Annotated in this window: 20 protein-coding genes; 5 read left to right on the top strand and 15 right to left on the bottom strand. The window is 49.9% G+C overall.

Annotation, left to right across the window (positions count from 1 at the left end; genetic code table 11):
- Positions 1 to 155: 155 nt before the first annotated feature.
- The 11 genes from V7051_RS14245 to V7051_RS14195 form a co-directional block, all read right to left on the bottom strand.
- A complete protein-coding gene (locus tag V7051_RS14245; RefSeq protein ID WP_333875878.1) occupies positions 156 to 878 on the bottom strand; it encodes a cytochrome c1 in 723 nt (240 codons plus the stop codon).
- A 1-nt stretch (position 879) separates the two neighbouring features.
- Entirely contained in the window at positions 880 to 2,307 is a 1,428-nt protein-coding gene (locus V7051_RS14240) for a cytochrome b (protein ID WP_333875876.1), read from the bottom strand.
- On the bottom strand, positions 2,304 to 2,900 hold the full coding sequence (gene petA / locus V7051_RS14235; RefSeq protein ID WP_333875874.1) for a ubiquinol-cytochrome c reductase iron-sulfur subunit: 597 nt from the start codon (positions 2,898 to 2,900) through the stop codon (positions 2,304 to 2,306). The genes V7051_RS14240 and petA overlap by 4 nt, the downstream gene beginning before the upstream one ends.
- 264 nt (positions 2,901 to 3,164) lie before the next feature.
- A complete protein-coding gene (hisC, locus tag V7051_RS14230; RefSeq protein ID WP_333875872.1) occupies positions 3,165 to 4,253 on the bottom strand; it encodes a histidinol-phosphate transaminase in 1,089 nt (362 codons plus the stop codon).
- A 67-nt stretch (positions 4,254 to 4,320) separates the two neighbouring features.
- Positions 4,321 to 5,625, bottom strand: coding sequence for a histidinol dehydrogenase (hisD, locus tag V7051_RS14225; protein WP_333875870.1), 1,305 nt, complete (start codon positions 5,623 to 5,625; stop codon positions 4,321 to 4,323).
- 175 nt (positions 5,626 to 5,800) lie between these two features.
- Entirely contained in the window at positions 5,801 to 6,430 is a 630-nt protein-coding gene (gene hisG, locus V7051_RS14220) for an ATP phosphoribosyltransferase (RefSeq protein WP_333875868.1), read from the bottom strand.
- A gap of 9 nt (positions 6,431 to 6,439) precedes the next feature.
- Positions 6,440 to 7,705, bottom strand: a complete 1,266-nt coding sequence (gene murA, locus V7051_RS14215; RefSeq protein ID WP_333875867.1) for a UDP-N-acetylglucosamine 1-carboxyvinyltransferase — start codon at positions 7,703 to 7,705, stop codon at positions 6,440 to 6,442.
- Between the two features lie 105 nt (positions 7,706 to 7,810).
- On the bottom strand, positions 7,811 to 8,122 hold the full coding sequence (locus V7051_RS14210) for an STAS domain-containing protein (protein WP_333875864.1): 312 nt from the start codon (positions 8,120 to 8,122) through the stop codon (positions 7,811 to 7,813).
- Positions 8,119 to 8,586, bottom strand: coding sequence for an outer membrane lipid asymmetry maintenance protein MlaD (gene mlaD / locus V7051_RS14205; protein ID WP_333875862.1), 468 nt, complete (start codon positions 8,584 to 8,586; stop codon positions 8,119 to 8,121). Before mlaD ends, V7051_RS14210 begins: the two co-directional genes overlap by 4 nt.
- A 1-nt stretch (position 8,587) precedes the next feature.
- Positions 8,588 to 9,370 (bottom strand): lipid asymmetry maintenance ABC transporter permease subunit MlaE, encoded by a 783-nt coding sequence (mlaE, locus tag V7051_RS14200; RefSeq protein ID WP_333875860.1) that lies wholly within the window; start codon positions 9,368 to 9,370, stop codon positions 8,588 to 8,590.
- A gap of 64 nt (positions 9,371 to 9,434) precedes the next feature.
- Positions 9,435 to 10,262: an ATP-binding cassette domain-containing protein gene (locus tag V7051_RS14195; RefSeq protein ID WP_333875858.1), complete on the bottom strand. Its 828-nt coding sequence runs from the start codon at positions 10,260 to 10,262 to the stop codon at positions 9,435 to 9,437.
- Between the two features lie 614 nt (positions 10,263 to 10,876).
- Here V7051_RS14195 and V7051_RS14190 point away from each other — a divergent pair.
- The 4 genes from V7051_RS14190 (at position 10,877) to V7051_RS14175 (ending at position 15,625) form a co-directional block, all read left to right on the top strand.
- Positions 10,877 to 13,717: an Hsp70 family protein gene (locus V7051_RS14190; protein WP_333875856.1), complete on the top strand. Its 2,841-nt coding sequence runs from the start codon at positions 10,877 to 10,879 to the stop codon at positions 13,715 to 13,717.
- An 18-nt stretch (positions 13,718 to 13,735) separates the two neighbouring features.
- Positions 13,736 to 14,089, top strand: coding sequence for a hypothetical protein (locus V7051_RS14185; RefSeq protein WP_333875854.1), 354 nt, complete (start codon positions 13,736 to 13,738; stop codon positions 14,087 to 14,089).
- A gap of 20 nt (positions 14,090 to 14,109) precedes the next feature.
- Positions 14,110 to 14,361, top strand: coding sequence for a hypothetical protein (locus tag V7051_RS14180; RefSeq protein WP_333875851.1), 252 nt, complete (start codon positions 14,110 to 14,112; stop codon positions 14,359 to 14,361).
- An 85-nt stretch (positions 14,362 to 14,446) separates the two neighbouring features.
- Positions 14,447 to 15,625 carry an NAD(P)/FAD-dependent oxidoreductase gene (locus V7051_RS14175; RefSeq protein ID WP_333875849.1) on the top strand — a complete coding sequence of 393 codons (1,179 nt, stop codon included), beginning with the start codon at positions 14,447 to 14,449 and terminating at the stop codon, positions 15,623 to 15,625.
- A gap of 121 nt (positions 15,626 to 15,746) precedes the next feature.
- Here the strand turns inward: V7051_RS14175 and V7051_RS14170 are convergent, their stop codons facing one another.
- The 4 genes from V7051_RS14170 to V7051_RS14155 all read right to left on the bottom strand — a co-directional run bounded on the left by V7051_RS14170 (position 15,747) and on the right by V7051_RS14155 (position 23,320).
- Positions 15,747 to 17,081, bottom strand: coding sequence for a hypothetical protein (locus V7051_RS14170; RefSeq protein WP_333875848.1), 1,335 nt, complete (start codon positions 17,079 to 17,081; stop codon positions 15,747 to 15,749).
- 260 nt (positions 17,082 to 17,341) lie between these two features.
- Complete coding sequence (locus V7051_RS14165) at positions 17,342 to 18,784, bottom strand: efflux transporter outer membrane subunit (protein WP_333875902.1); 1,443 nt, start codon at positions 18,782 to 18,784, stop codon at positions 17,342 to 17,344.
- A 181-nt stretch (positions 18,785 to 18,965) separates the two neighbouring features.
- A complete protein-coding gene (locus V7051_RS14160; protein WP_333875846.1) occupies positions 18,966 to 22,154 on the bottom strand; it encodes an efflux RND transporter permease subunit in 3,189 nt (1,062 codons plus the stop codon).
- Entirely contained in the window at positions 22,151 to 23,320 is a 1,170-nt protein-coding gene (locus V7051_RS14155; RefSeq protein WP_333875845.1) for an efflux RND transporter periplasmic adaptor subunit, read from the bottom strand. The genes V7051_RS14160 and V7051_RS14155 overlap by 4 nt, the downstream gene beginning before the upstream one ends.
- A gap of 230 nt (positions 23,321 to 23,550) precedes the next feature.
- Between V7051_RS14155 and V7051_RS14150 the strand changes: the two genes are divergently transcribed.
- Complete coding sequence (locus V7051_RS14150; RefSeq protein WP_333875843.1) at positions 23,551 to 24,195, top strand: TetR/AcrR family transcriptional regulator; 645 nt, start codon at positions 23,551 to 23,553, stop codon at positions 24,193 to 24,195.
- Positions 24,196 to 24,254 lie beyond the last annotated feature (59 nt).

Below are 24,254 nucleotides of genomic sequence, written 5' to 3'. Positions count from 1 at the left end.
CCTCTTTGAAGACGTATAGGGCGGTAAAAAAGGGCATTATAACATGGTTGGCGAGGTTTTTATTTACAGTTGTTAGATTGAAGTACTGGGGAAAGATGGGCTTTTTCGTCAGCCCATCTTTATAGTTCTGATAACTATGTTCCTTTACCCGAGAATTAATCGATGTCCTTCCAGTATTCTTTCTTCAGCAGATAAGCCACAACTAAAAACATCAAAATGAAAAATATCACGTATTTTCCGATACGCTGTCTTTCAAGCTGCACGGGTTCTCCGGCATACACCAGGAAATTAACCAAGTCATTGACGAAAATATCAAATTCTCCTCCGGACAATGTCCCCGGTTTTTCAATAACTAACTTGTTATATTCTTCACCCCATATGGTTTTTCTGGGTTCTGCATACTGATCACCTTGCAATTGCCACAACGGGTTAGGCATAGCGGTATCCTCGAAAACCAGGTTGTTTACCCCTCTAGGGCTTTTGGGATCAATATAGTAGCTTTTTAGATAGCTGTACAACCAATCCGCACCACGCGATCTGGCAATTAGCGACAAGTCTGGAGGCTGAGTGCCAAACCACTTTTCAGCGTCATGCGCATTCATGGCACTGTGCAATTGATCGTAGATATTGGCTCCTTCCGGTGCGATATCCTTCAATATCTTTTTTGGATCGACATCAGTATCAAGAGCAATACGCAGGTAACGAATATGCTTGATTGAATGGCAGCCAAGACAATAAGTGACAAAGTGTTTCGCTCCCCGCTGCAATGAAGCATTATCGGAAAGATCAACATTCGCTTCTTGCAGCTCAATGCCTTCCGAGGCGGCAACCCCAAAAGACAGCAATAACAATAAAAATAATGCTATTAAATTTTTCATATTAATCCAGGCTCCCTTTTGCTTTTTTTGCTAATCGACTGATAACGTTTCTTATGCCTTTGGGATTAGGCTTTCTGGCAAAAAAAGAGCTTTTAAAAGCGGTATGACCAATTTCAGTAGTTGCCGGTTTTAATTCAGTAATCTCCTCAATTAATGTGGGCAATTGCTCCTCAAGGTTATGTAATTGCTCCTCAAGACTATGTACTTTGGTTAACCTTTGGGGTAGCGGCTTGGTTTTCTCCCAGCGAGTATAAATGGGCATTAACAGGAAGAAACCAAAATAAATGGTGGTAAATAGTCGTGCAAAAATAGTGGCTGTCGGGGTCGCAGGTTGCGTGCCCAAATAGCCCAGCGCCAGGAAGCTGATTACAAACAGGCACAAGGCTTTTTTGTAAATGCCGCCGCGATAACGAATCGATTTGACCGGGCTGCGATCCAGCCACGGCAACAGGAATAATACGACTATCGCTCCGCCCATGCCGATAACCCCGGCAAATTTATCGGGAATCGCTCTTAAAATGGCATAGAAAGGGGTGAAATACCAGACCGGCGCTATATGCTCCGGGGTTTTCATCGGGTCGGCAGGGATGAAATTAGCGTGTTCAAGAAAATAACCGCCCATTTCCGGCATATAAAAAATAACCGTGGCGAAAAACAGTAAAAACACGCCTACACCGACCAAATCTTTGACCGTGTAATAAGGATGGAAAGGAATACCGTCCACCGGATGGCCCCATGGATCCTTGGAGTCCTTGATTTCAATGCCGTCAGGGTTGTTGGAACCCACTTCATGCAAGGCCACGATATGCAGGAACACCAGCATGACCAAAGCCAGCGGCACCGCAATAACATGAAAGGCGAAGAACCGGTTCAAGGTCGCATCGGAAACCACATAGTCGCCTCTGAGCCAGAGCGACAGGTCATCACCGATAACAGGAATGGCGCTGAACAGCGAGATAATAACCTGCGCTCCCCAGTAGGACATTTGGCCCCAAGGCAACAGATAGCCCATGAAGGCTTCGGCCATTAACGCAACAAACAACAGCATGCCGAAAATCCAGACCAGTTCGCGTGGGTGCTTGAAGGAACCGTAAAGCAAGCCTCTGAACATATGCAGGTACACAACGATGAAAAATGCCGACGAACCGGTTGAGTGCATATAGCGAATCAGCCAGCCCCAGTTGACATCGCGCATGATGTATTCTACGGAATCGAATGCCAGTTTGGCATCCGGCTTATAGTTCATCGTTAAAAATATACCGGTCAGGATCTGGTTAACCAATACCAGTAAAGCTAGTGAACCAAAGAAATACCAGAAATTGAAGTTTTTAGGCGCATAGTAATGCGTCATGTGTTCATTCCAGAGTTTGGTCAGCGGAAAACGCTCCAAAAACCAATCGTTACATTCAGTTATGCGGCTACGTTTCATGCGGCTTCCTCTGCAGATTCACCAATAATCAGTTGTGTATCGGTAATATAGCGGTAAGGGGGGATTTCCAGGTTAGTAGGCGCCGGTACACCGCGATAAACGCGACCGGCCAAGTCAAACCAGGAACCGTGGCATGGACAGAAAAATCCGCCTTTCCACTTATCGCCAAGATCACTAGGCGCTATTTCTGGACGGAACGTGGGAGAGCAGCCCAAGTGAGTACACAAGCCCACGGCAACAAAAATCTCCGGTTTAATCGAGCGTACCGGATTTTTACTGGATTCCGGCTGTATCGAGTCGTGAGAAAGAGGATCTCTCAGTTCATCGTCCAGCGTTTTTAGTGTCTGGAGAACCTCAGGGGTTCTGTTGAGTATCCAAACCGGTTTGCCTCGCCATGCGACCCTGATTAGTTGACCGGATTCCATTTTACTTAGGTCAACTTCAACAGGAGCGCCGGCTGCCATCGCCTTGGCGCTAGGTTGCATTTGAGCAAGAAAAGGAACAGCTAAGTATCCTGTGCCGACTGCGCCAACCACGGTCAAGGCCGAGGTTAAAAACTGGCGTTTGGACTGATCGACGCCTTTATTATTCATTATAGAACTCTCCTGATTAAGTCTGCGCTTCTTAAGAGCGCATTATTTTCTATCGCCAATATACCATTAGAACTTATAAGATTTGAAGTGCTTATGGCGCTGGTTTTGGTATTTGTTAGCCGTTAAAAATAGTCTGAAACAATGCGTAAAGCACAAGTCTATGATATTGCAATAGATTGTTTACTATAAGGCAACATTAACGCTACTAAACTTTTTGTATACAAATGATGTGTATTTGATGATTTGATAAGGCTGTATTCCTAATTATGAAGTGACTAGGCTTTTTGTTAATGCAGTTAGAAAGGCTGCATTTTCTTCCGGTGTACCTATGGTTACTCGCAGACAATCGGCTAGCAAGCCGCCTTGAGGGCTAAGGTTTTTAATTAAAACGCCTTGTTTTTTTATCGATGCGAAGATTTCATTTGCCCGGTTTTCCGGTGTCTTAAACAGAATAAAATTAGCAGCGCTGAGATAGGCGGTAATACCGTTTAACGTATTCAATTTATTAAAGACGAGCGAGCGTTCAGCGCAAATTTTTTGCGTTTGTTGATCAAATAATGCTTTGTGGGACAGGGCAAAGTCCGCGCTTATCTGGGTGAGGCTGTTGATGTTATAGGGAAGGCGGATTTTATGAAGTTGTTCAATGATGCCCGGCAAACCTGCAATGTAGCCGAGGCGTAAGCCCGCCAGTCCCAGTTTAGATACAGTACGCATGACCAACAGGTTGTCGTATTGTCCCAAGCTGTCGATAAAACTGGCGTCGGCAAAAGGTGCATACGCTTCATCAATGACTACCAAGCCCTTGGCGGTCTTTATGATTTCCCGAATCGACGCTTTTGAAAATAAATTTCCGGTAGGATTATTCGGATAGGCCAGAAAAATAACCGAAGGTTGATGCTTTTCCATCGCGTCCAGCATTGCCGGTAGGTCCAGCTCGAAACTGTCGGCAAGCAACGGAATGCCGTAGTAGCTCAGTCCCAGACAAAGACTCAGCTGTTTATACATCACAAAGCCCGGATCCGGCGCCAGCACGCAGGCATTGGCAGGCAGCGCCATTAACAGCAACTGGATGATTTCATCGGAACCATTGCCCAGCAGCACATCGAACCGGTCGGGGATTTGATTCAGGCGCTTGATGGTTGCAGTCAGTTGCCTGGCTTCAGGGTCGGGATAGCGGTTCAGCGGGCAGTTTTTCAACGTTTCCAACCAGCTTTTTTTGATATCTTCAGGCCAGCTGTAAGGGTTTTCCATTGCATCCAGCTTGATCAATCCAGTGGCATCTGCAACTTTATAAGCGGACATCGCCAGAACTTCTTTACGAAAAATGGACGAAATTAAATTGGATTGTGTCATGTTCAAATTTTAAGGCTGTAGTACGACTTCAGTCGCCCAAGGCATAAAGGGCGACCGGTAGCCCTACTTATTTAATTCTATATTCCGCAGATCGGGCATGGGCAGTCAGGCTTTCGCCTCGTGCCAATACAGATGCGGTTTTGCCCAAAGTATCGGCACCTGCGTCAGAACAGTTGATCAAACTGGAGCGTTTTTGGAAGTCATAAACACCCAATGGCGACGAAAACCGTGCGGTGCTGGAGGTCGGTAATACATGGTTGGGTCCGGCACAGTAATCGCCCAATGCTTCGGCAGTATAGCGGCCCATAAAAATAGCACCGGCGTGGCGGATGTGTTTGCACAAGGCTTCCGGGTCTTCAACGGAGAGTTCCAGATGCTCAGGCGCAATGGTGTTAGCTACATCGGCGGCTGCCTTTAAGTCATTGACCTTGATCAGTGCGCCACGCATAGTCAGCGATGTTTTGATGATCTCGGCTCGTTCCATTGTCGGTAATAATTTGTTGATGCTTTGCTCAACTGCATTCAGATAATCAGCATCAGTACTGATCAATATGGCCTGGGCATTTTCGTCGTGTTCGGCTTGCGAAAACATATCCATTGCAATCCAGTCCGGATTGGTTTTGCCGTCGCAGATAATCAGGATTTCCGAAGGTCCGGCGATCATATCGATGCCCACTTGCCCGAATACCAGTTTTTTTGCGGTAGCCACATAGATATTGCCGGGGCCTACAATCTTTGCCACAGCGGGAATGGTTTCCGTACCGTAAGCCAGTGCGGCAACGGCTTGCGCACCGCCCATCGTAAATACGCGGTCTGCACCGGCCAGATAGGCGGCGGCCAGAACCAGTTGATTGGTATCGCCGTGTGGTGCAGGCACGACCATGATCAATTCGCCGACGCCCGCCACTTTGGCCGGTATTGCATTCATCAACACCGAAGAAGGATAGGCGGCTTTACCGCCGGGCACATAAAGCCCTACGCGATCCAACGGTGTGATTTTTTGCCCGAGAACGGTGCCGTCAGCCTCGGTATATTGCCACGATTCGATTTTTTGGTGCTCGGCATAAGCGCGGATACGGTCTGCGGCAGTTTGCAAGGCCTGGGCTTGTTCAGCCGGTAAGCTGTTCCAGGCCGATTTGAGCACTTCCAGCGATAATTCCAGTTCAGAGGCTTGAACGATGTCGCGATGGTCGAAACGATTGGTGTATTCGATAACCGCTTTATCGCCGTTTTTGCGGACATCGGCAATGATAGCTAAAACTCGCTGATGAATTTCCAGGTCGTCGGTTTCATCAAAAGCCAGCAGATTTTGTAATTGCCGTTCAAAATCAGCGGATGAGGCGTCGAGTCGGGTGATATTTATATTGGACATAGGCAGATAACCGAAAATTTCAAATGATGCAATATACTCAATCCAATAGTGTAAATGGATTGATTAATTCACCACGAAGACACGAAGAGTACGAAGAGTACGAAGTCTTTTTTGGTTTTCTTCGTGTACTTCGTGTCTTCGTGGTGCAATGCTTTTAAATTGAGTCTATGACAGGCTAGCCTCTTTTCGCCAGCGTCTTCTCAAACTGGTCTAATAATGTCTGAATCGCCTGGTGTTTCATTTTCATTGCCGCCTTGTTGACGACCAACCTGGAGCTGATATTCATAATCAAATCGCGAGGTTCCAGGTCGTTGGCTTTCAGTGTATTGCCGGTATCGACAAGGTCGACAATACAATCGGAAAGACCGACCAAGGGAGCCAGTTCCATCGATCCGTACAATTTAATGATTTCAGCTTGTATGCCCAATCCGGCAAAGTAACGCTGGGTTATTTTAACGTATTTAGTCGCAACCCGAACCCGCCCGGAAATCGCGGGCGCATCTTTATGTGCGGCCGTCATTAACCGGCAGCAAGCGATATTCAAATCTAAAGGTTCATACAGACTTTCAGCGCCGTGCTCCAGCAAGATGTCTTTTCCAGCGATGCCCATGTCGGCAGCGCCATATTCGACAAATGTAGGGACATCGGTGGCGCGGATGATGACCAGCTGAACATCATCTCGAGTGGTGCGTAAAATCAGTTTGCGGCAGGTAAGTGGATCGTCAATCGGCGTGATGCCTGCCTCTGCCAATAACGGCAGGGCATCTTCATAAATTCGGCCTTTAGATACGGCAATCGTTAACATAGTCTTACCTTATCTTGGGACGCGGCGTATCGTCGCACCCAATTGAGAGAGTTTTTCTTCGATGTGGTCGTAACCGCGGTCGATATGGTAAATCCGATCAACCAAAGTATCCCCTTCGGCCACCAGCGCCGCTATCACCAGACTTGCCGAAGCTCTTAAATCAGTCGCCATGACCGGTGCGCCGGTCAGTTTTGTAACGCCGGTACAGATGGCGGTATTTGATTCCAGCTTAATGTCGGCGCCCATGCGCTGCAATTCCTGAACATGCATGAAGCGATTTTCGAAAACCGTTTCAGTGATAATGCCGACGCCGTCGGCGACGGTATTCATGGCGGTGAACTGCGCCTGCATATCGGTCGGAAAGGCCGGGTATGGCGAAGTACGAACCGAAACAGCCTTAGGCTTTTTGCCGTGCATATCCAGTTTGATCCAGTCTTCGCCGGTGGTGATTTCAGCGCCGGCTTCAACCAGTTTTGCCAGAACAGCGTCCAGAATATCGGGGCGGGTATTTTTCAGCCTGATACTTCCGCCGGTAATCGCGGCGGCAATCAGATAGGTGCCGGTTTCAATCCGGTCGGGAAGGATGTCATAGTGAATGCTTTCAACGCCCAGCTTTTCAACGCCTTCGATGACCAGTACATCGGTGCCTATACCGGTGATTTTTGCGCCCATTTTATTAAGAAAGTGGGCCAAATCGGTGACTTCAGGTTCCTTGGCTGCATTTTCAATGATCGTGGTTCCTTCGGCCAGGACGGCCGCCATTAACAAGTTCTCCGTACCGGTAACGGTGATCTGCTCCAGAACCAGTCGGCAACCTTTAAGCCGAGCCGCTTTGGCATGGATGAAACCGTTTTCGACGGTAATATCGGCGCCCATCTTCATTAGGCCGTTAAGGTGAATGTCAACCGGGCGAGAGCCGATAGCGCAGCCGCCGGGTAACGATACATGGGCTTCGCCGAAGCGGGCCACTAAAGGCCCTAGTACAAGTATCGACGCACGCATGGTTCTGACCAGCTCGTAAGGTGCAACAAAGCTGTTGATCGTGCTGGAATCGACTTCGATATTCATTTTCTCGTCGACGGTGAGATGAACACCCATGCGGCCCAGCAGTTCCATGGTTGTGGTAATGTCATGGAGATGCGGTATGTTGCCGACGCTAACCGGCGCTTCCGATAGCAATGTGGCGGCCAGAATCGGTAAAGCGGCATTTTTGGCGCCGGAAATACGCAGTTCTCCGGAGAGTCTCGCGCCGCCGGTAATAATTAGTTTATCCATAAGATTTTAAGGTCAAAGGTTAGGTCAAAGGTGCAAGGCTTAATGGTGAAAGACTAAAAATTAAATGCTTACGTATAATTTTTTCCTTTCATCTTAAACCTTCACTTAATCGGTTTTGATTGCAAAATGGCTCGATTGATCAAAGCCGCTGAGTTTGGCAAGATTGAGCAATTGTTCGGGAATATTTTTGAAATTTAATTGCGTCCTGTTGTGCCGGGCATATTTTATCCATTCAATCATCAGTGCGAGCCCCGCACTGTCGGTATTGGCAACACGACTTAGATCAACAGTGACTTCACTTGCCGCTCTTAAGAATGAAAATGATTTGAGGCTTTGTTTATCGATGGTTGCGAACGTTAAATCGCCATCAATAACAAAATGCCTGGGCCCTTGTTTAATAATATTTAGCCGACTCACTTTTTTTCTGCCGCAGATTTAAACAGGAACTGGCCAAGCGCCTTTTCCAGAATAATGGCGGATTGGGTGATTTCAATTTTTCCGCCGTCTTTTAAATACTCGTCCGAACCGCCCGCATCCAGGTTAACGTATTGTTCGCCTAGCAAGCCTGCGGTGAAAACGCTGGCGGTGGTATCGTCGGGAAGAGTGTTGTATTGCTTGTCGATGCTCAGTTTGACAACGGATTCATAGGTTTTAGGATCGAAACTGATAGCACTGACTTGGCCGATTTTAACGCCGGCCGATGAAACCGGGGATTTCACCTTCAATCCACCTGAATTCTCAAAGCGGGCAGTAATCGTATAACTGTCATGCTCGGTAAATGAGCTTAGATTACTCACTTGCAAAGCAAGAAAAAACAACCCGGCAATGCCTGATGCGACAAAAAGTCCGACAAATGTGTCCTGGGTATTGGTGTGTTGCATGTTAATTATCTCCAAACATGAGTGCGGTCAGAATAAAATCAAGACCTAAAATACTAAAAGCTGAATTGACTACAGTACGAGTGGTGGCCCGGCTGACCCCTTCCGAAGTCGGGATTGCGTCATAGCCTTCAAACAATGCTATCCACGAAGCGACAAAGCCGAACACGAGGCTTTTGATAACGCCGTTGATAATATCATCCTGAAAATCAAGTTTGGCCTGCATTTGCGACCAGTAAGCACCCTCGTCAACGCCTAACAAGCCGGAACCAACCATTTGTCCGCCGATAATGCCTACTGCACTGAACAGTGCGGTAAGTAAAGGCATCGATAATAATCCTGCCAAAAAGCGGGGAGAAATAATGCGTTTAATCGGGTCGACAGCCATCATTTCCATGCCCGACAACTGCTCTGTCGCTTTCATCAAGCCGATTTCCGCCGTTAACGCGGAACCGGCCCGGCCTGCAAATAAAAGCGCAGAAACGACGGGGCCGAGTTCCCTGACCAAAGAGGCCGCAACCATGACGCCCAGCGTTTCTTCTGCGCCAAAATCGGAGAGTATATAATAGCCTTGCAGGCCCAGCACCATGCCGACAAACAATCCGGAAATAGTGATAATCAGGAAAGACAGCACCCCGACCGAATACATCTGGTTAAGCAGCAGCCGAGGGCGGAGCAGCACACTGAGTATGCCGGAAATAATCTGTAATAGGAAAAACGTGCCTCGGCCAAGCTTGGTAAAACCGGTGCGGGTGTTTTTGCCCAATTGCTGTAGAAATTCAATCATATTAATAGTTGTTTTAAACAGTCAGTATTGTTTCGACAAGGTGAAAAGTTGTTCGTCTTTAACTTTAATAACGTTTTCCTGTTGATAATAAATCATCAACGTAATCTTTTGCCGGATAATGAAAATGCGCCGGGCCGTCAGCAGCGCCGGTCATAAACTGTTGCACCCAGTCGGATTCGGATTGTTCGATTTCCTTAGAGGTACCCTGACCGACCACTTTGCCTTCTGCAATGACATAAATATAATCCGCTATTGCTGCGGTTTCCTGAACATCATGAGAAACAATGATGCTGGTTAAGCCCAGGATAGTATTCAGAGACTTGATAAGGTGAACCAATGCCCCTTTGGAAATAGGGTCCTGACCGGTAAAAGGTTCATCATACATGATCATCATCGGATCCAGCGCAATCGCCCTGGCCAACGCAATACGCCGAGCCATGCCGCCCGAAAGTTCGTTAGGCATCAGGCTGCGCGCTCCTCTTAAACCTACCGCCTGCAATTTCATCAGCACCAGCGTACGGATCATCGATTCGGGCAGATGAGTATGTTCACGTAACGGAAACGCGACATTATCGAACACGCTCATATCCGTTAATAACGCGCCGCTTTGGAACAGCATGCCCATGCGTTTGCGCAGATTGTACAGTTCCGACCGGCGTAACTGGTGGACATTGCTACCATCGACGGTGATAGTGCCTTGTTCAGGAAACAGTTGGCCGCCAATCAGTTTTAACAGAGTCGTTTTGCCCGTGCCGCTTGGTCCCATGATGGCGGTTATTTTACCGCGCTCAAATTCCAGCGATATATCGTCAAAAATTTTCTTGTTGCCGCGAGAAAACGACAAGTTTTGAACAGAAACCAGGCTATTTTTCGGGGAGACGCTGTTGTCCATGCGTAGAGAGTTATATGGGGAATTAAACGGACTATTTTCTATGACTACTCCCTGTTAAGTCAATCTATTGTGCCGATTGTCCAGAGGCAATAATTATATTAAGGTTGAATTTAGTTGCGCCTTATGAGTATTCGAACGCTATATCTTTGAATATTGTCGATGAGTTGGGTGTGGTAATTTCCTTCGACGCCATTATCGGCATAGGGGAGGATGTAAATCTAAAACATTTCGTGTATCCTTTTTTAGTAACTGATGTTACGCAAACTACATGAGAATCCCGAAGATGAAGATATTCAAGATCACTACTGTGTGGCAGAAAATGTTCGACGTGGTATTGATCACGCCGAACCGGAAAGAACACTAAGCCAGGGTGAAGTAGAGCTGTAGTTCGGTCAATTGTTTACAAAGTAGATTGGTCGCCGTAAACAATAGAAAATTTGCATTCAATCGCAGATTGTATTGCCAAAGACTTTCGTATTAATGCTCAGTCAGTTGCAGCAAAAGTTTTGATGTTTTAGAAGTTTTGCTTCGCATCCTTTTGTCGCTGTTATCCACGGAAAAGATTGATTGATAATATCTTGAACCGTTTGAAATTATAAAATTGCAAAAGCATCGTGAAAAATCTTACCTCACACTATCTAGTCGGCATCGACCTTGGCACAACGCATACCGTTGTCGCTTATGCTAAAGCCGATGATATCAACCAGGAAATACAAATTTTCCAAATCGAGCAGTTGATAGCGCCCGGCCAGGTTGCTCCAAGGCCGTTGCTGCCATCTGTGCGTTATCACCCTGCAACCGGCGAATTGTCCGAAGCCGATCTGTCATTCCCTAGTGGAGCGCGGTCGGAAGAAGCCGCGGTCATTGGCGAGGCTGCGCGTCTTTTAGGCGCCAAAACCAAAGGGCGGTTTGTAACCAGCGCGAAAAGCTGGCTGTCGCACCCGTCGGTCGATCACGGTGCAGATATCCTGCCGTGGGGTAGTAGCGATGACATCAATAAAGTTTCGCCTATCGCGGCCAGCGCCAGTTACCTGTCGCACATTCGTACCGTCTGGGGACATCGATTTCCCGATGCTCCGTTGGAACAACAGGATATTGTGATTACCGTGCCTGCTTCGTTCGATGAAGCGGCAAGATCGCTGACGCTGGAGGCGGCCCGGCTTGCAGGGTTAGATAAGGTCAGGCTGCTGGAAGAGCCTCAAGCGGTTTGCTACGACTGGTTAAGACGTAATACCGGCAGTATTAATCAGGCACTGGCTAATGTGCATCTGCTGCTGGTTTGCGATGTCGGTGGCGGTACTACCGACTTAACGCTGATCAAAGTAGAGCAGGGCGAGCAGGAACCTAAATTAACCCGCATCGGCGTTGGTGATCATCTAATGCTGGGCGGAGATAATATCGACCTAGCCTTGGCGCATCTTGCCGAAAGCCGCTTGGGTAATGAGGGAAAACGCTTGTCGGCGGCGGATCTGTCGCAACTGATCGAACAATGCCGGATTGCCAAGGAGCGTCTATTGGCAGACGATGCGCCGGAGCAAATCAATGTCACCTTGTTGGGCGGCGGATCCAAGCTGATCGGCAGTTCCCGTTCTGTTGCATTGTCTAAAGATGAAGTCAGGGAAATTGCGCTGGATGGCTTTTTCCCATTGTCAGGACTTGATGAGTTGCCGGACAGGAAACGTAGCGGCGTGGTCGAGTTCGGCTTGCCGTATGCCGCAGAACCCGCGGTCAGCAAGCATATCGCGGCATTTTTAAAGCTGCACAATGCCGCATCCCGTGAAGCCTTCGCCGCGTATGCCAGCGGCAAGCCTGCGGCATACACACCATCCATGGCGATAAAGGGAGAGGGCTGCGTACCCGATGCATTGCTGCTGAACGGCGGCGTGTTCCGCAGCCAGCCGATTACCCAACGCATTGTCGATTTAATCCAGTCGTGGCGCTCCAGTCCGCCGGTGTTGCTGGAAAACAAGCATCCCGAACTGTCCGTGGCTTTCGGAGCGGTCAGCTATGCGATTGCGAGGCGGGATAAAAAACTTAAAATCGGCGGCGGCTCGGCGCGCAGTTATTTTCTGTTGGTCGATACCGACGATTCCAGCAAACAGCAAGGCCCTTCGGCTCTACTCAGGACAGGCATTTGTATCCTGCCCAAAGGCAGTGAAGAAGGCGATGAAGTCATCCTGAAAGACCGGCGTTTTGCGTTGCGTTTAGGCGTTCCGGTGCGTTTTCATCTGGTTTCATTGTCCGGTGACGGCGACTTCAAACCGGGCGATGTGACCGAAATTACCGACTTGTTTCATTCCCTGCCGCCGCTGGCCGTGGCGTTTGAAGGTGACGACAGCAAGCCGAATGCCGAAGTCGTCGTCGAGTTGGCGGTCACGCAAACCGAAGTCGGTACGCTTAAAATTCAATGTATTTCAGTTGCGGACAGCAGCCAACGATGGGATGTTGAGTTTCAAATCAGAAAAAAAACGGCTGGATTACAAACGGATGCCGCTTTGCCCGCTAATTTTAATCAGATCGCCGAACAGATACAGACCATTTTCGGCGCTAAATCCAGGCAGGTTGACCCCAAAGCGGTCAAAAACCTGCGTGCCGATCTGGAAAAGCTCATCGGTGTTGCGCGTACCGAATGGACGACGCCATTGCTAAGAGCCATGTTCGGCACTTTATTGGAAGGGTTGAAATACCAGCGCCGCTCCGAAAACCATGAACGCGTTTGGCTGAGCCTGGCCGGTTTTTGCTTGCGGCCCGGTTTCGGTTATCCGCTGGATGACTGGCGCGTCGAGCAATTATGGAAAAACTATCCGCAAGGCATCCAGTTTGTTAACGAAACCCAAAACTGGACAGAATGGTGGACATTATGGCGACGCATTGCTGGCGGTCTGGATACGGCGGCGCAGGAAAAGATTTTTGCCGATATTGCAAAATTCCTGAATCCGGCTGCGGCAAGACAACCCGGTGTTGCCAAGCAAATCAAAAATCGCGGTTACGACGATATGGTGCGGCTGGCAGCCGTTTTGGAACGTCTGCCGGTCGCCAAGAAAATACAACTGGGCGAATGGCTGCTTAAACGCCTGGAAAAAGCCGGCGAGCCCAGCCAGACTTGGTGGGCGGTCGGACGTATCGGGGCCAGGATGCCGTTTCACGGTAGCAGTCATAATGTTATTCCTGCCGATACCGTCAGTTTGTGGTTACAGCAAATTTTGGCGGTAGACTGGAAGAAAATTCCGCAGGCAGGCTTTGCCGCGACACTGATTACCCGGATGAGCGGCGACAGGGCACGGGATATTGATGAAGTAATGCGTCTGCAAGTCATTGAAAAATTAAAGCTGAGCAAAGCGCCCGCATCTTGGATCGACATGGTCGAGCAGGTGAAAGAGCTGGACGAAAAAGAAGAAAAACAAATTTTTGGCGAGGCATTGCCGCCGGGATTAAAACTCATCAATGAAGCGTAGCGCTTAAAGAAGGGAATAATGAAGTTAGTTAGTATCGTCCTTATCGCAGGCATCATTTTGCTGTATTTCATAGATTCGGCGTTTAAATTGAATACGTTTGATCCGGAAATGCTGATTCACAGCGGCCTGAGGTTTTTTATCGGCTTTTTGATTCTGGGAATCGGTGTTTTTTATGCGCATAAAATAAGGCTCAAATTTGCAATTTGTCTGGTGTTGGCGCTGGCTTTGGGCGATGACGTCTGGGATTACACCCGGCATGTGAATAGTTTTAACTTTGAAGTCTTTTTGCACAGTTTGTATATGTTGCTATGGGGTTCTTTGGTGGGGTATGTACTTATGAGGCAGTGGCTGGATAGGATCAGGCCGGAATAAGGCGATCCAAGTCTGCATTGATGACTGATGATTTTGATTTCATAAACGGTGTATCCGGGCGTATTTGTAATCTTACAAGTTGTAAATTTAAAAATCCTGCCGTCTATTTTTTCGATGCATTAGCCGCACGCGGCGTAGCGCGCCGTGCGCGCCAAAGAGATAGCAACGTTTTTCAAGCATCGGGAAAGGCGCACACGGCACGCTCTACAGTGGAGAGAACTTTGTTCCATTTTTATAACAGAAGAAGCATTGTTTTTAATCACGTTTTTTAGCTTAAATGCAGTGACGCAACGCGAGGGAACGAGCACGCTTTCTTATTTTTCGTGTCACCCATAACAATATTTTGAAAGAAAAATCATGACTGACACAGAAGTCCTTATCATCGGCGCAGGCGCGTCGGGCCTGATGTGCGCAATCGAGGCAGGCAAGCGCGGGCGTAAAGTACTGGTTCTGGATCACGCCAACAAAGCCGGGAAAAAAATCCTGATGTCCGGCGGCGGTCGCTGCAATTTCACCAATTATTCCATTGAGCCGAATAACTATATTTCGCGCAACCCGCATTTTTGCAAGTCGGCGCTGAGCCGCTACACCCAGTGGGATTTTCTGGCGTTAATCGGGCGGTACCAAATCCCTTTTCATGAACGGGAGCATGGCCAGTTGTTCTGCGATGAAAGTGCTAAAAATATTCTGGAGATGCTGTTAGCGGAGTGCGACAAGGCCGGTGTGGGTGTGCAGTTGAATACCAGTATCGATTCGGTTGAACGGCTGGCTGACCGGTTTCATCTTAAAACAAACAACGGCAATTTTACAGGTCAATCATTAGTCGTTGCGACAGGGGGCTTGTCGATACCCAAAATGGGTGCGACGCCTCTGGGCTATAGGATTGCCGGGCAATTCGGTATTAATGTATTGTCTACCCACGCGGGCCTGGTTCCGTTTACTTTGCAGCCGGAAGACAAAGAAAAATTCTCGGCGTTGTCGGGTATTGCGGTGCCTTGTGTTGTCAGCAATAACCGGCAGAGTTTTAGTGAAAATGTCTTATTTACTCATCGCGGCTTGAGCGGTCCGGCTATTTTGCAGATTTCATCCTACTGGCGTGCCGGAGAGGACATTACGATTAACTTGCTGCCGCAGGTAAATCTGGAAATAGAGTTAAAATCCAAGCGTCAGCAAAAACTCAAAAGCAAGTTAAAAACAATTCTGGAAGGCTATTTACCGAAGCGGCTGATCAGTGTTTTTCTGCCTGAGGATGTGCTGGATTTGTCGTTACAGGATTTGTCGGACAAACAGATACAGCGGGTTGCGGATAGGATTAACAGTTGGACGATCAAACCCAATGGCACTGAAGGTTATCGTACCGCTGAAGTGACTTCGGGCGGTGTTGACTGTGATGCGGTTTCTTCCAAAACCATGGAAAGCAAGCAGGTGCCGGGGCTTTATTTTATCGGTGAAGTGCTGGATGTTACCGGTTGGCTGGGCGGCTACAATTTTCAGTGGGCATGGTCGTCAGCCTGGTGCGCAGGACAATATTGTTGACTTAACGATTTTGCGTTGAGCACTGAATCTGCCTAACAGTGGAGGTACCAATTGACCGGTAGAATATGCCGAACATTCTCTACCGGTCAATTTGTCAATCAGGAGTCTTATGCGCCTGTCATCATTTATCTTTCGATCTGAACTTACTATAAAAGCCTTTCAGCTTTCCCGGTGCTTTTTCATCGGGCTGTTGGTCTGCACTGGGTTGATCTGTATTTTGCGGCAATATTTCATCCGGTGTTGTGTCTGTCCATTGTGGTTCTGTTTTAACCGGCGGTTGTTTTTTACCGAACAGGTTTTTGATTGTTCCAAGTGATTCTTTAGTGGGAGTCACCGGTTGCTGTTCGACATCCAATGATGCATACAGAGCTTCTTCATGTGTCGGTTGCTTTTTACCGAACAGGTTTTTGATTTTTCCGAGTGATCCTTTGGCTGGAGCAGCCGCTTGTTGTTCGATGTCGGACGATACCGATGGTGTTTTTCTAACGACCGGTTGCATGTCTTCGTCCAGCACCAGATCGCTCGACTCTTCCTCTTCGATAACTCTTACCGAATCAGCTGGCGTTTGTTCAAGCTGCCAAGTAGGCGCAGCTTGCGGCTCTTCAATAATTTGTTCGACTTGTTTATCCGGTGCAGGCTGGGCAATCGCAGTATCTTCAAACGATGGACTTTCCACTATTTGTATCGGTTGTTGCCAGTCGCTGGCAGCCCTGAATATTTCCGGTTTAGGTTCTATTTTGGGCTCTATAGGTTGTGTTACAGCAGGCTGGAAATTTTTCAGGGTGTCGGATAAAGCCTGCTGGCTATTGTTTTGCTGTTGCAGTATCGATTTTTGTTCTTCGAGAGCCTGTTCCAGTTTGGAAAGTTGGCTAGTGTGATTGTCTAGTGTCGATTGCAGCGCATTAAGCAGGGTTTCTTTTTCGGCCAATTTTGCGGTGGCTGCCTGACAGGTTTGCTGCAACTCGTTTTTTGCCTGTTGCTCGATACGCAGACGATCTATCAGTTGCATGACGACTTTATCATGTTGCTGCCACAGCGGGTCTGCCTTAACGTCTTCGCTTGCAAGTAACGGCCGTTCGCCAAGATCAAAACTTGTTGCCAATGTCTGGATAGTTCCGGCAACCTGCTGGTTACGTTGGTAAATCAGCTGTTCAAGCGCTAAAGCCCGTTGCTTTTCGGCTTGAACGACAGATTGGGCTTTTTCCATTTGTTCAATAGTTGACGCCAGTTCCGCTTGGCTGAGCTGTAGCTCTTGTTGCGTAGCGTTGATAGTTTTGAGTGCGGCTTTTTCACTGGCCGCTTTGCTTCTTTTTATCGCGCTAATCCTGATGCTGTAAAGTATTGCCGTCAGCAGCCACACAGCTGTCGCTAATGCCGCAGCGTACAACGGATTATTCAAGGTCAAAAGATACCATTCGGAAAGCATCGCTTTGATAAAGGGTAGGTATGTTTGCATAGATGTTCCTCAATAATAAGATTTCTACATATTGTACTCGGAGCACTGTTAGCGATGCGATATTTTTACCAGAGCGTTATTCGGCGATTGTTTTTGGACGTTGCGATATTGCCAAAAGGATTGCTGTAGGGCGCGCTGCGCGCGCCTTGGGAACTGGGTAAATAGAAGGGAAGATTGCACAATAGTCGATTCAGGTAAAGCAGACAGAATGATTTAGGATACAACATTCTGCAAACGCCTGTTATTGCCGGCTAGACTGTTCATTGCACATTTGCTTTGCTCAAATCAAAATCCGATGCCCAGCCGCCGCCCAATGCTTTGTAAAGTGCCGCCAGCGCGGTCGCGGTGGCAGTTTCACTTTGGGCCAGACGATCCTGGTCTTGCAGAAGACGCAATTCGGTATCCAGTACTGTCAGAAAGTCGGTTACGCCTTCTGTAAAGCGCACGTGCGCCAGTTCATACGCTCTTTCGCTGGCTTTGGCTGCCGAGGTCAGCAATTTTCTCCGGCTTCGTTCCCTGTTGTAATTGACCAGCGCATTTTCGGTTTCTTCCAAAGCGCTCAGCACGGTCTGCTCGTATTCAGCCAGACTGGCCTCGGCACGGGCATCAGAGGCTTTGATGCGGGCATACACGCGGCCTAAATCCAGGGCCGCCCAACTGATCCTTGGACCAACCGAGTAAGTATCCGAGCCAACTCCACCGACTCCCGACAGCGTAGTGGCTTCGAGAGATAAGGTGCCGACAAAAGTTACCCGGGGAAAAAGGTCGGCAGTGGCAACACCGATACGGGCGGTAGCCGCTGCCAGCACCCGTTCGGCGATGCGGATATCGGGGCGGCGGCGTAACAGTTCCGCGGGCCGACCGATGTTGATGGTCTCGGGGATTTTAGGCATCGGCGCCTGCTGCGACAACTTCTCTGTCAGGGCGCCGGGAAGCTGTCCGGTGAGCACGCTGAGCCGGTGCATAGCCTGGTGAATCGCATACTCTAAAGGCGGAATGAGCGCCCGGGTGGAATCGAGCTGAGCTGTTGCCCTCGAAGTATCGAGCTCTGTGCCGCGACCGCTTTCGAGCCTGACGCGGGTTATTTCCAGCGTTTGGGTCTGGTTCTTGGCATTTTTTTGCGCTGTTGCCAACTGGTTTTGCAGCCCTCGCAATTCGAAATAGTTTCTGGCTACTTCAGCGATCAGGCTGACGCCGAGATCCCGAAGGCTTGCTTCCTGCGCATCGACTTCGTCGCTGCTCGCTTCGACGTTACGGCGCACGCGGCCAAAGAAGTCGATTTCCCAAAAAGCATCGAAACCGGCATTATAGAGTTTCAGTTGACGCGGCGCGTAATTCAGGTTGTTTAAGGCGCCAAGACTGCGTTTCTGTTCTGTGTAATTGGCATGCGAAGTCACTGTAGGCGCCAGACTCAATCCCGCCTCCATGTAAAGAGCCCGTGCTTCGCGAAGATTAGCGCGAGCGGCCTGGAGATTGCGGTTGTGCTGGACAGTCCGGTCGACAAGCTCGGTTAGGTCCTTGTCTTCAAACAGATTCCACCATGCTAATTCGACATCCTGCGCAGAAAACTCCGGGTTGCCGGCATTGGAGAAGTCTTGTCCGGCATCGGTAGTCGGGGCCTTATAATCGGGACCTACTGCGCAGGCGCTCAGTGTTGCGGCGCAGAGTAAGGCCAGACTAAAAGTTCTGCTTCGATCAAGCATATTGCCAAGCTGTGTAACAGGGCTAAATTCTACGAAATGTATCTTTTTCATAGGTTATATTGTCGTTAAATGTGGAAGCAGTTGCCTGCCGGAGTGCAAGCAACTGCTTCCACTCCGGTTGCCTGCGCTGATTGATTCGTTAAGCATAATGCAGTATCAGTTTTCTTATAGCGCAGCTTTTTCATAAGTCGTGATCGGAATGAGTCTGTTGGGGCGGTTTATGTCTGGAAGACTGCCAGCGTTGCGCCAAAGCTTGCGCAATGACGTAAAACACCGGCGTTAACAGCAGACCGAATAAGGTCACGCCCAGCATGCCGCTAAACACCGCAGTGCCGAGCAACCGACGCGATTCTGCTCCCGCTCCTTGGGCGACCACCAGCGGAAATACGCCCATGATAAAAGCGAACGAAGTCATCAAAATGGGCCGCAATCTGATCCGCGCCGCTTCCACCGCCGCATCGAAACGGTTAAGCCCGCCTTCTTGGCGGCGCTTGGCGAATTCCACGATAAGAATCGCGTTCTTGCTGGCCAATCCCACCAGCACGATGAATCCGATCTGGGTGAAGATATTGTTATCCATGCCGCGTATCCACACGCCGGCCAACGAAGACAGAATGCACATCGGTACGATCAGGATCACTGCGAACGGTAACGACCAGCTTTCGTACTGGGCTGCCAGGGCCAAGAATACGAAGATTACGCTCAATGGAAAAACCAGCAGCGCGACATTTCCGGCCAATACTTGCTGCAAGCTGAGCTCGGTCCATTCGAAGTCGAATCCCGGCGGCAGTTCGGTAGCCATCAATTTGTTCATGATACTAATGGCCTGTCCGGAGCTGATCCCGGGTAAGGTGTTGCCGTTAATTTCCGCAGTCGGGTACATGTTGTAGCGGGTGACTTTGTCGGGGCCGGTGATTTCCTTGACCGACATCAGGGACCCGAGCGGCACCATGCCGCCTTGAAGATTACGCGTCTTTAACTCCGCGATGTCCGCCGGTTTCATACGAAACTCCGAATCGGCCTGCGCGACCACCTGGTAAGTCCTGCCGAAACTGTTGAAGTCATTGACATACAGCGAGCCCAGATAAATCTGCAAGGTGTCGAATATTTCTTTCAATGGGACATCCATCGACTTGGCCCGGGTGCGGTCCACGTCCAGGAAAAGCTGCGGCACTCCGGCCCGCAAGGTCGTAAACAACCCGGCCAGACCCGGCTGCTGATTGCCTTTGGCGATCAGGTCGTTGGTAGTGCTTTGCAACGCATCGATACCGGCATTGGAGCGATCCTGGATCTGCAGCTTGAAACCGCCCACCGAACTCATGCCCCGGATCGGAGGCGGCGCAAATACCGCAATGTAAGCATCATCGACTTGGGCAAGGCGCTGGCTGAGGCTTTTGACAACCGCATCGGCGTAAAGTTCAGGGTGACCGGCGCGTTGCTCGAAGCCGTCCAGCCGAGCAAACATCGTCGCGACGTTGGATTGGCTGGCGCCGCTCAAAATCGAAAATCCGGCATAGGCGTTCACATGCTTGACGCCTTTCGTTTCCATAATAATACGGGTGGCTTTTTGTACCACTTCCTGGGTGCGCGCCAGCGAGGCCGCATCGGGCAGCTGTGCATACATGATCAGGTAGCCTTGATCCTGCTGTGGAATGAAGCCGGTCGGCACTTTTTCGAAGGCCAGCAGGTTGAGCCCATTAAGCCCTACATAGAGCACCAGGACAACGGCTGTCATACGAATCAGCCTGCCGACCAAACGAGCGTAGCCGTCGCTGAACGAGTCGAAAAAACGGTTGAATCCGCCGAAAAACCAGCCGAACAGCCTATCGAACAAGCGGGTGAACCAGTCCTTGTCGCCATGCGCCCGATCCAGCAGCAGCGCGCATAAAGCAGGGCTCAGCGTCAGTGAGTTGAATGCCGATATGATGGTGGAAACCGCAATGGTCAGCGCAAACTGCTTGTAAAAAGCGCCTGAAACCCCGGTGATGAAAGCGGTGGGCACGAACACGGCGACCAAAACCAGCGCGGTAGCAATGATGGGGCCGACGACTTCGTCCATAGCTTTCCGGGTGGCATCCCTAGCCGATAAGCCTAAGGCGATGTGGCGTTCGACGTTTTCTACGACCACGATCGCGTCATCGACGACGATACCGATAGCCAACACCAAGCCGAATAACGATAAGGTATTAAGCGACAAGCCCAATGCCGACATCACCGCGAAAGTGCCGATCAAAGAAACCGGTACCGCAAGCAGCGGGATAACGGCGGCGCGCCAGTTTTGCAAAAATATCACCACCACGAGCACGACCAGCAGCATGGCTTCGAACAAGGTTTTGATTACCGCGTCGATAGACTGCTGGACAAATACTACAGTGTCGTAAACCATCAGGTAATCGAGACCTTCGGGGAAGCGCGGCTTGAGCTTTTCCATCGCATCGACCACCGCTTTTTTGGTGTCCAGCGCGTTGGAGCCGGGCAGTTGGAAAATCGCGAGACCGACGGTGGGTTCGCCGTCCAGAAATAGGCCGGAGTTATAGTCTTTTGCGCCCAGCTCGATGCGGGCCACGTCTTTGAGGCGGGTCACCTGACCGTCAGCACCTTTTCTAATAACGATTTCGGCGAACTGATCAGCTTCCAGCAGTCGGCCTGTCGTAGTGACCGTGTACTGAAAGTCGGTGTTTTCCTTAGTGGGTTGTTGGCCGACGACGCCCGCCGCAACCTGGATGTTCTGCTCTCTGATCGCATTGACCACGTCATTGGCGGTCAGGTTGCGGGCGGCAATCTTTTCCGGGTTCAGCCAGAGGCGCATACTATAGTCGCGAGCGCCGAAAACGATAATGTCGCCGACACCCGGCAATCGCGCCAGGGTATCCTTGAGTTGCAGCAGCGCGTAATTACTCAAATAGACGCTGTCGTAGCGCTTGTCCGGCGAGATCAGGTTGACCACCAGGCTCAAATCGGGGCTGCGCTTTTTGACGCTGATGCCTTGTCGACTTACTTCTTGGGGCAATCTGGGCTCGGCCAGGGCCACGCGGTTTTGCACCAGTACTTGGGCCTTGTCCAGATTGGTGCCCGGCTTGAAAGTGATGGTCAGCGCCATGCTGCCGCTGTTGGTAGACTGGGAAGACATATACAGCATATCCTCGACGCCGTTTACTTCCTGCTCGATAGGCGTCGCCACGGTTTCGGCTACTACCGCCGCATTAGCGCCGGGATAGGTTGCACTGACGACCACGGTAGGGGGCGCAATCTCGGGATATTGGGCGATCGGCAGACCGATTAGCGCAAGGCTACCGACCAGGATAATAACGATGGATAATACCGATGCGAAAATCGGGCGGTCGATGAAAAAGTGTGTGAATCGGTTCATGGCTTATTTGTCTCCATCGCGCCCGCGAGCGAGATGCGTTCCGAGGTCACCTTGATACCCGGCCTGAGTTTTTGGATACCTTCGATAACCACCCATTCTTCAGGCTTCAATCCTTGAGTGATCACGCGGGACTGACCGATATGAGCGCCGAGTTCCACCTTGCGGTATTCCACTTGGCTTTCCTGATTCACAACCCAGATAAACCGTTGCGCCTGATCGGTACCGATAGCTCGATCGGGAACCAGGATAGCCGGGTACGGAGCGCTCCCGCGCACCCGCATCCGCGCAAAAAAACCGGGGCTTAACAGTTGGTCCGGATTAGCGAATACGCCTCGCAACGTCAAGGTGCCGGTGGCTGCATCCTCACGCGGCGAGATATAGTCGAGGCGGCCTTGATGAGGAAAGCTAGCCTCATCAGCCACAGCCAGCTCTACCGGAGTCCGTTCATCGCCCAAGTTGCCGCGTCCTCCTTTTTGGGCCTGACGCCGATATTTCAACACCGAGCGTTCGTCCGCATCCACATAAACATAGACAGGATCGGTAGAGACGATAAAGGTCAACAAGGTTGCATCGGCTCCGCCACCGCTGACCACGTTACCGGCGGTGATTAATTCACGTCCGATCCGGCCGTCTATCGGGGCGCGGACCTTGGTAAACTCCAAGTTCAATTTTGCGGTGTAAACATTGGCTTGTGCAGACTGAACTGCCGCAACGGTTTCCCGAAGCCCCTTGCTACGGGCGTCGTGCTCCTCTTCGGAGATTGCTTTGGCGCTAAATAAACGCTCGGCTCGTGCCAGGTCGTTCTTTGCCAGTTCGTGCCGGGATTTGGCGCGTTCCAGTTCAGCTTCGGCGTAGTTCAGTTGGGCGGTAAATGGTCTCGGATCGATCAGGAACAGAAGGTCGCCTTTATGTACCCTGTCGCCGGCCGTGAAGTTCACTTTCTCCAGATAACCGCTGACCCGGGCGCGCACATCTACCGAATCGACGGCTTCGATACGGCCTGTATACTCATCCCATTCGGTCACTTCTTGCGACAGGGGCTGGGCGATTTTGACTTTGGGCAGTGGGCCCGGGCCCGGTTGAGTCCCTGAATTCTCAGGGTTTCCGCATCCGCTTATTGCCAGTAGTGTGATGACGGCTAACAGGCCGGATTGTCGGCGCTGCATTAATGTTCCGTTATTCGAAGGCGTTCTTTGCTGCCATGCTTTTTGAAAGACTTTAGAGATTGACTCTCTAATTATTGAATTTAAGCGATGGACGGCAACCGACATGAGAGTTTCTTTTTGCATCCTTTTTACACTCTGCTTATTAAGAATAAATGGTAAGATATATTATCATTAATTTAAGGTATGATCATAATAATTTGACCCCCATGAGTTTTGTGAGTAATTAGGTAATGATTAAATGTGGACGACCTCGGAAAGGAGAGGAGCTTTTAAGCCGTGATCGGTTATTGGATACTGCCTCCGACCTTTTCCTTGAATACGGTTATGGGAACCTCAGTCTGGAGACCATCGCTCGGGATGCGCGCGTGTCGATGCGGACTATCTATAGCCAGTTCGGCGGTAAGTCCGGATTATTCGGCGCGGTGATCAGACGTTGCAGTGATCAGTTTGTCTCCGATTTGTCGGAGGAGCAGGTTTTGGAGAGCTCTCCTGAAGACGCGCTGGTCTTTTTCGCCAAACAGTTTTTGCATCGCATCACACGGCCTGATGTAGTGCGCATGCGCGCGATACTGATTGGTGAGTCGCCACGCTTCCCCGATCTTGCGACTCAATTTTATGAACAAGGCCCGCAACGTACTCTGGATCATCTCGCCCAGTTTTTCGCCCGCCAGCAGAAGACCGGCTATTTTGCCGCAATGGATCCCCATTTTCTGGCCGACCTGTTCTTGAGCACGTTACGAAGTGAAAAGTTTCAAAAACTGCAACTCGGTTTAGCGCCAACGCCGGACGAAGCGGAAATCGATGTCTGGGTGCGTCAGGCGGTTGGCTTGTTTCTGCGCGGTAGCCTGAAACACGGGCAGGAAGGTCGTGATTGAACCGTCCGGCCGGGCTCATTAATCTGTCTGTAATATTAAAAAACACATGGGAGTTGCGG

The sequence above is a fragment of the Methylobacter sp. genome, assembly GCF_036845245.1.
In the GTDB taxonomy this organism is placed as follows: domain Bacteria; phylum Pseudomonadota; class Gammaproteobacteria; order Methylococcales; family Methylomonadaceae; genus Methylobacter_A.
This window is presented reverse-complemented; position numbering and strand designations above follow the sequence as displayed.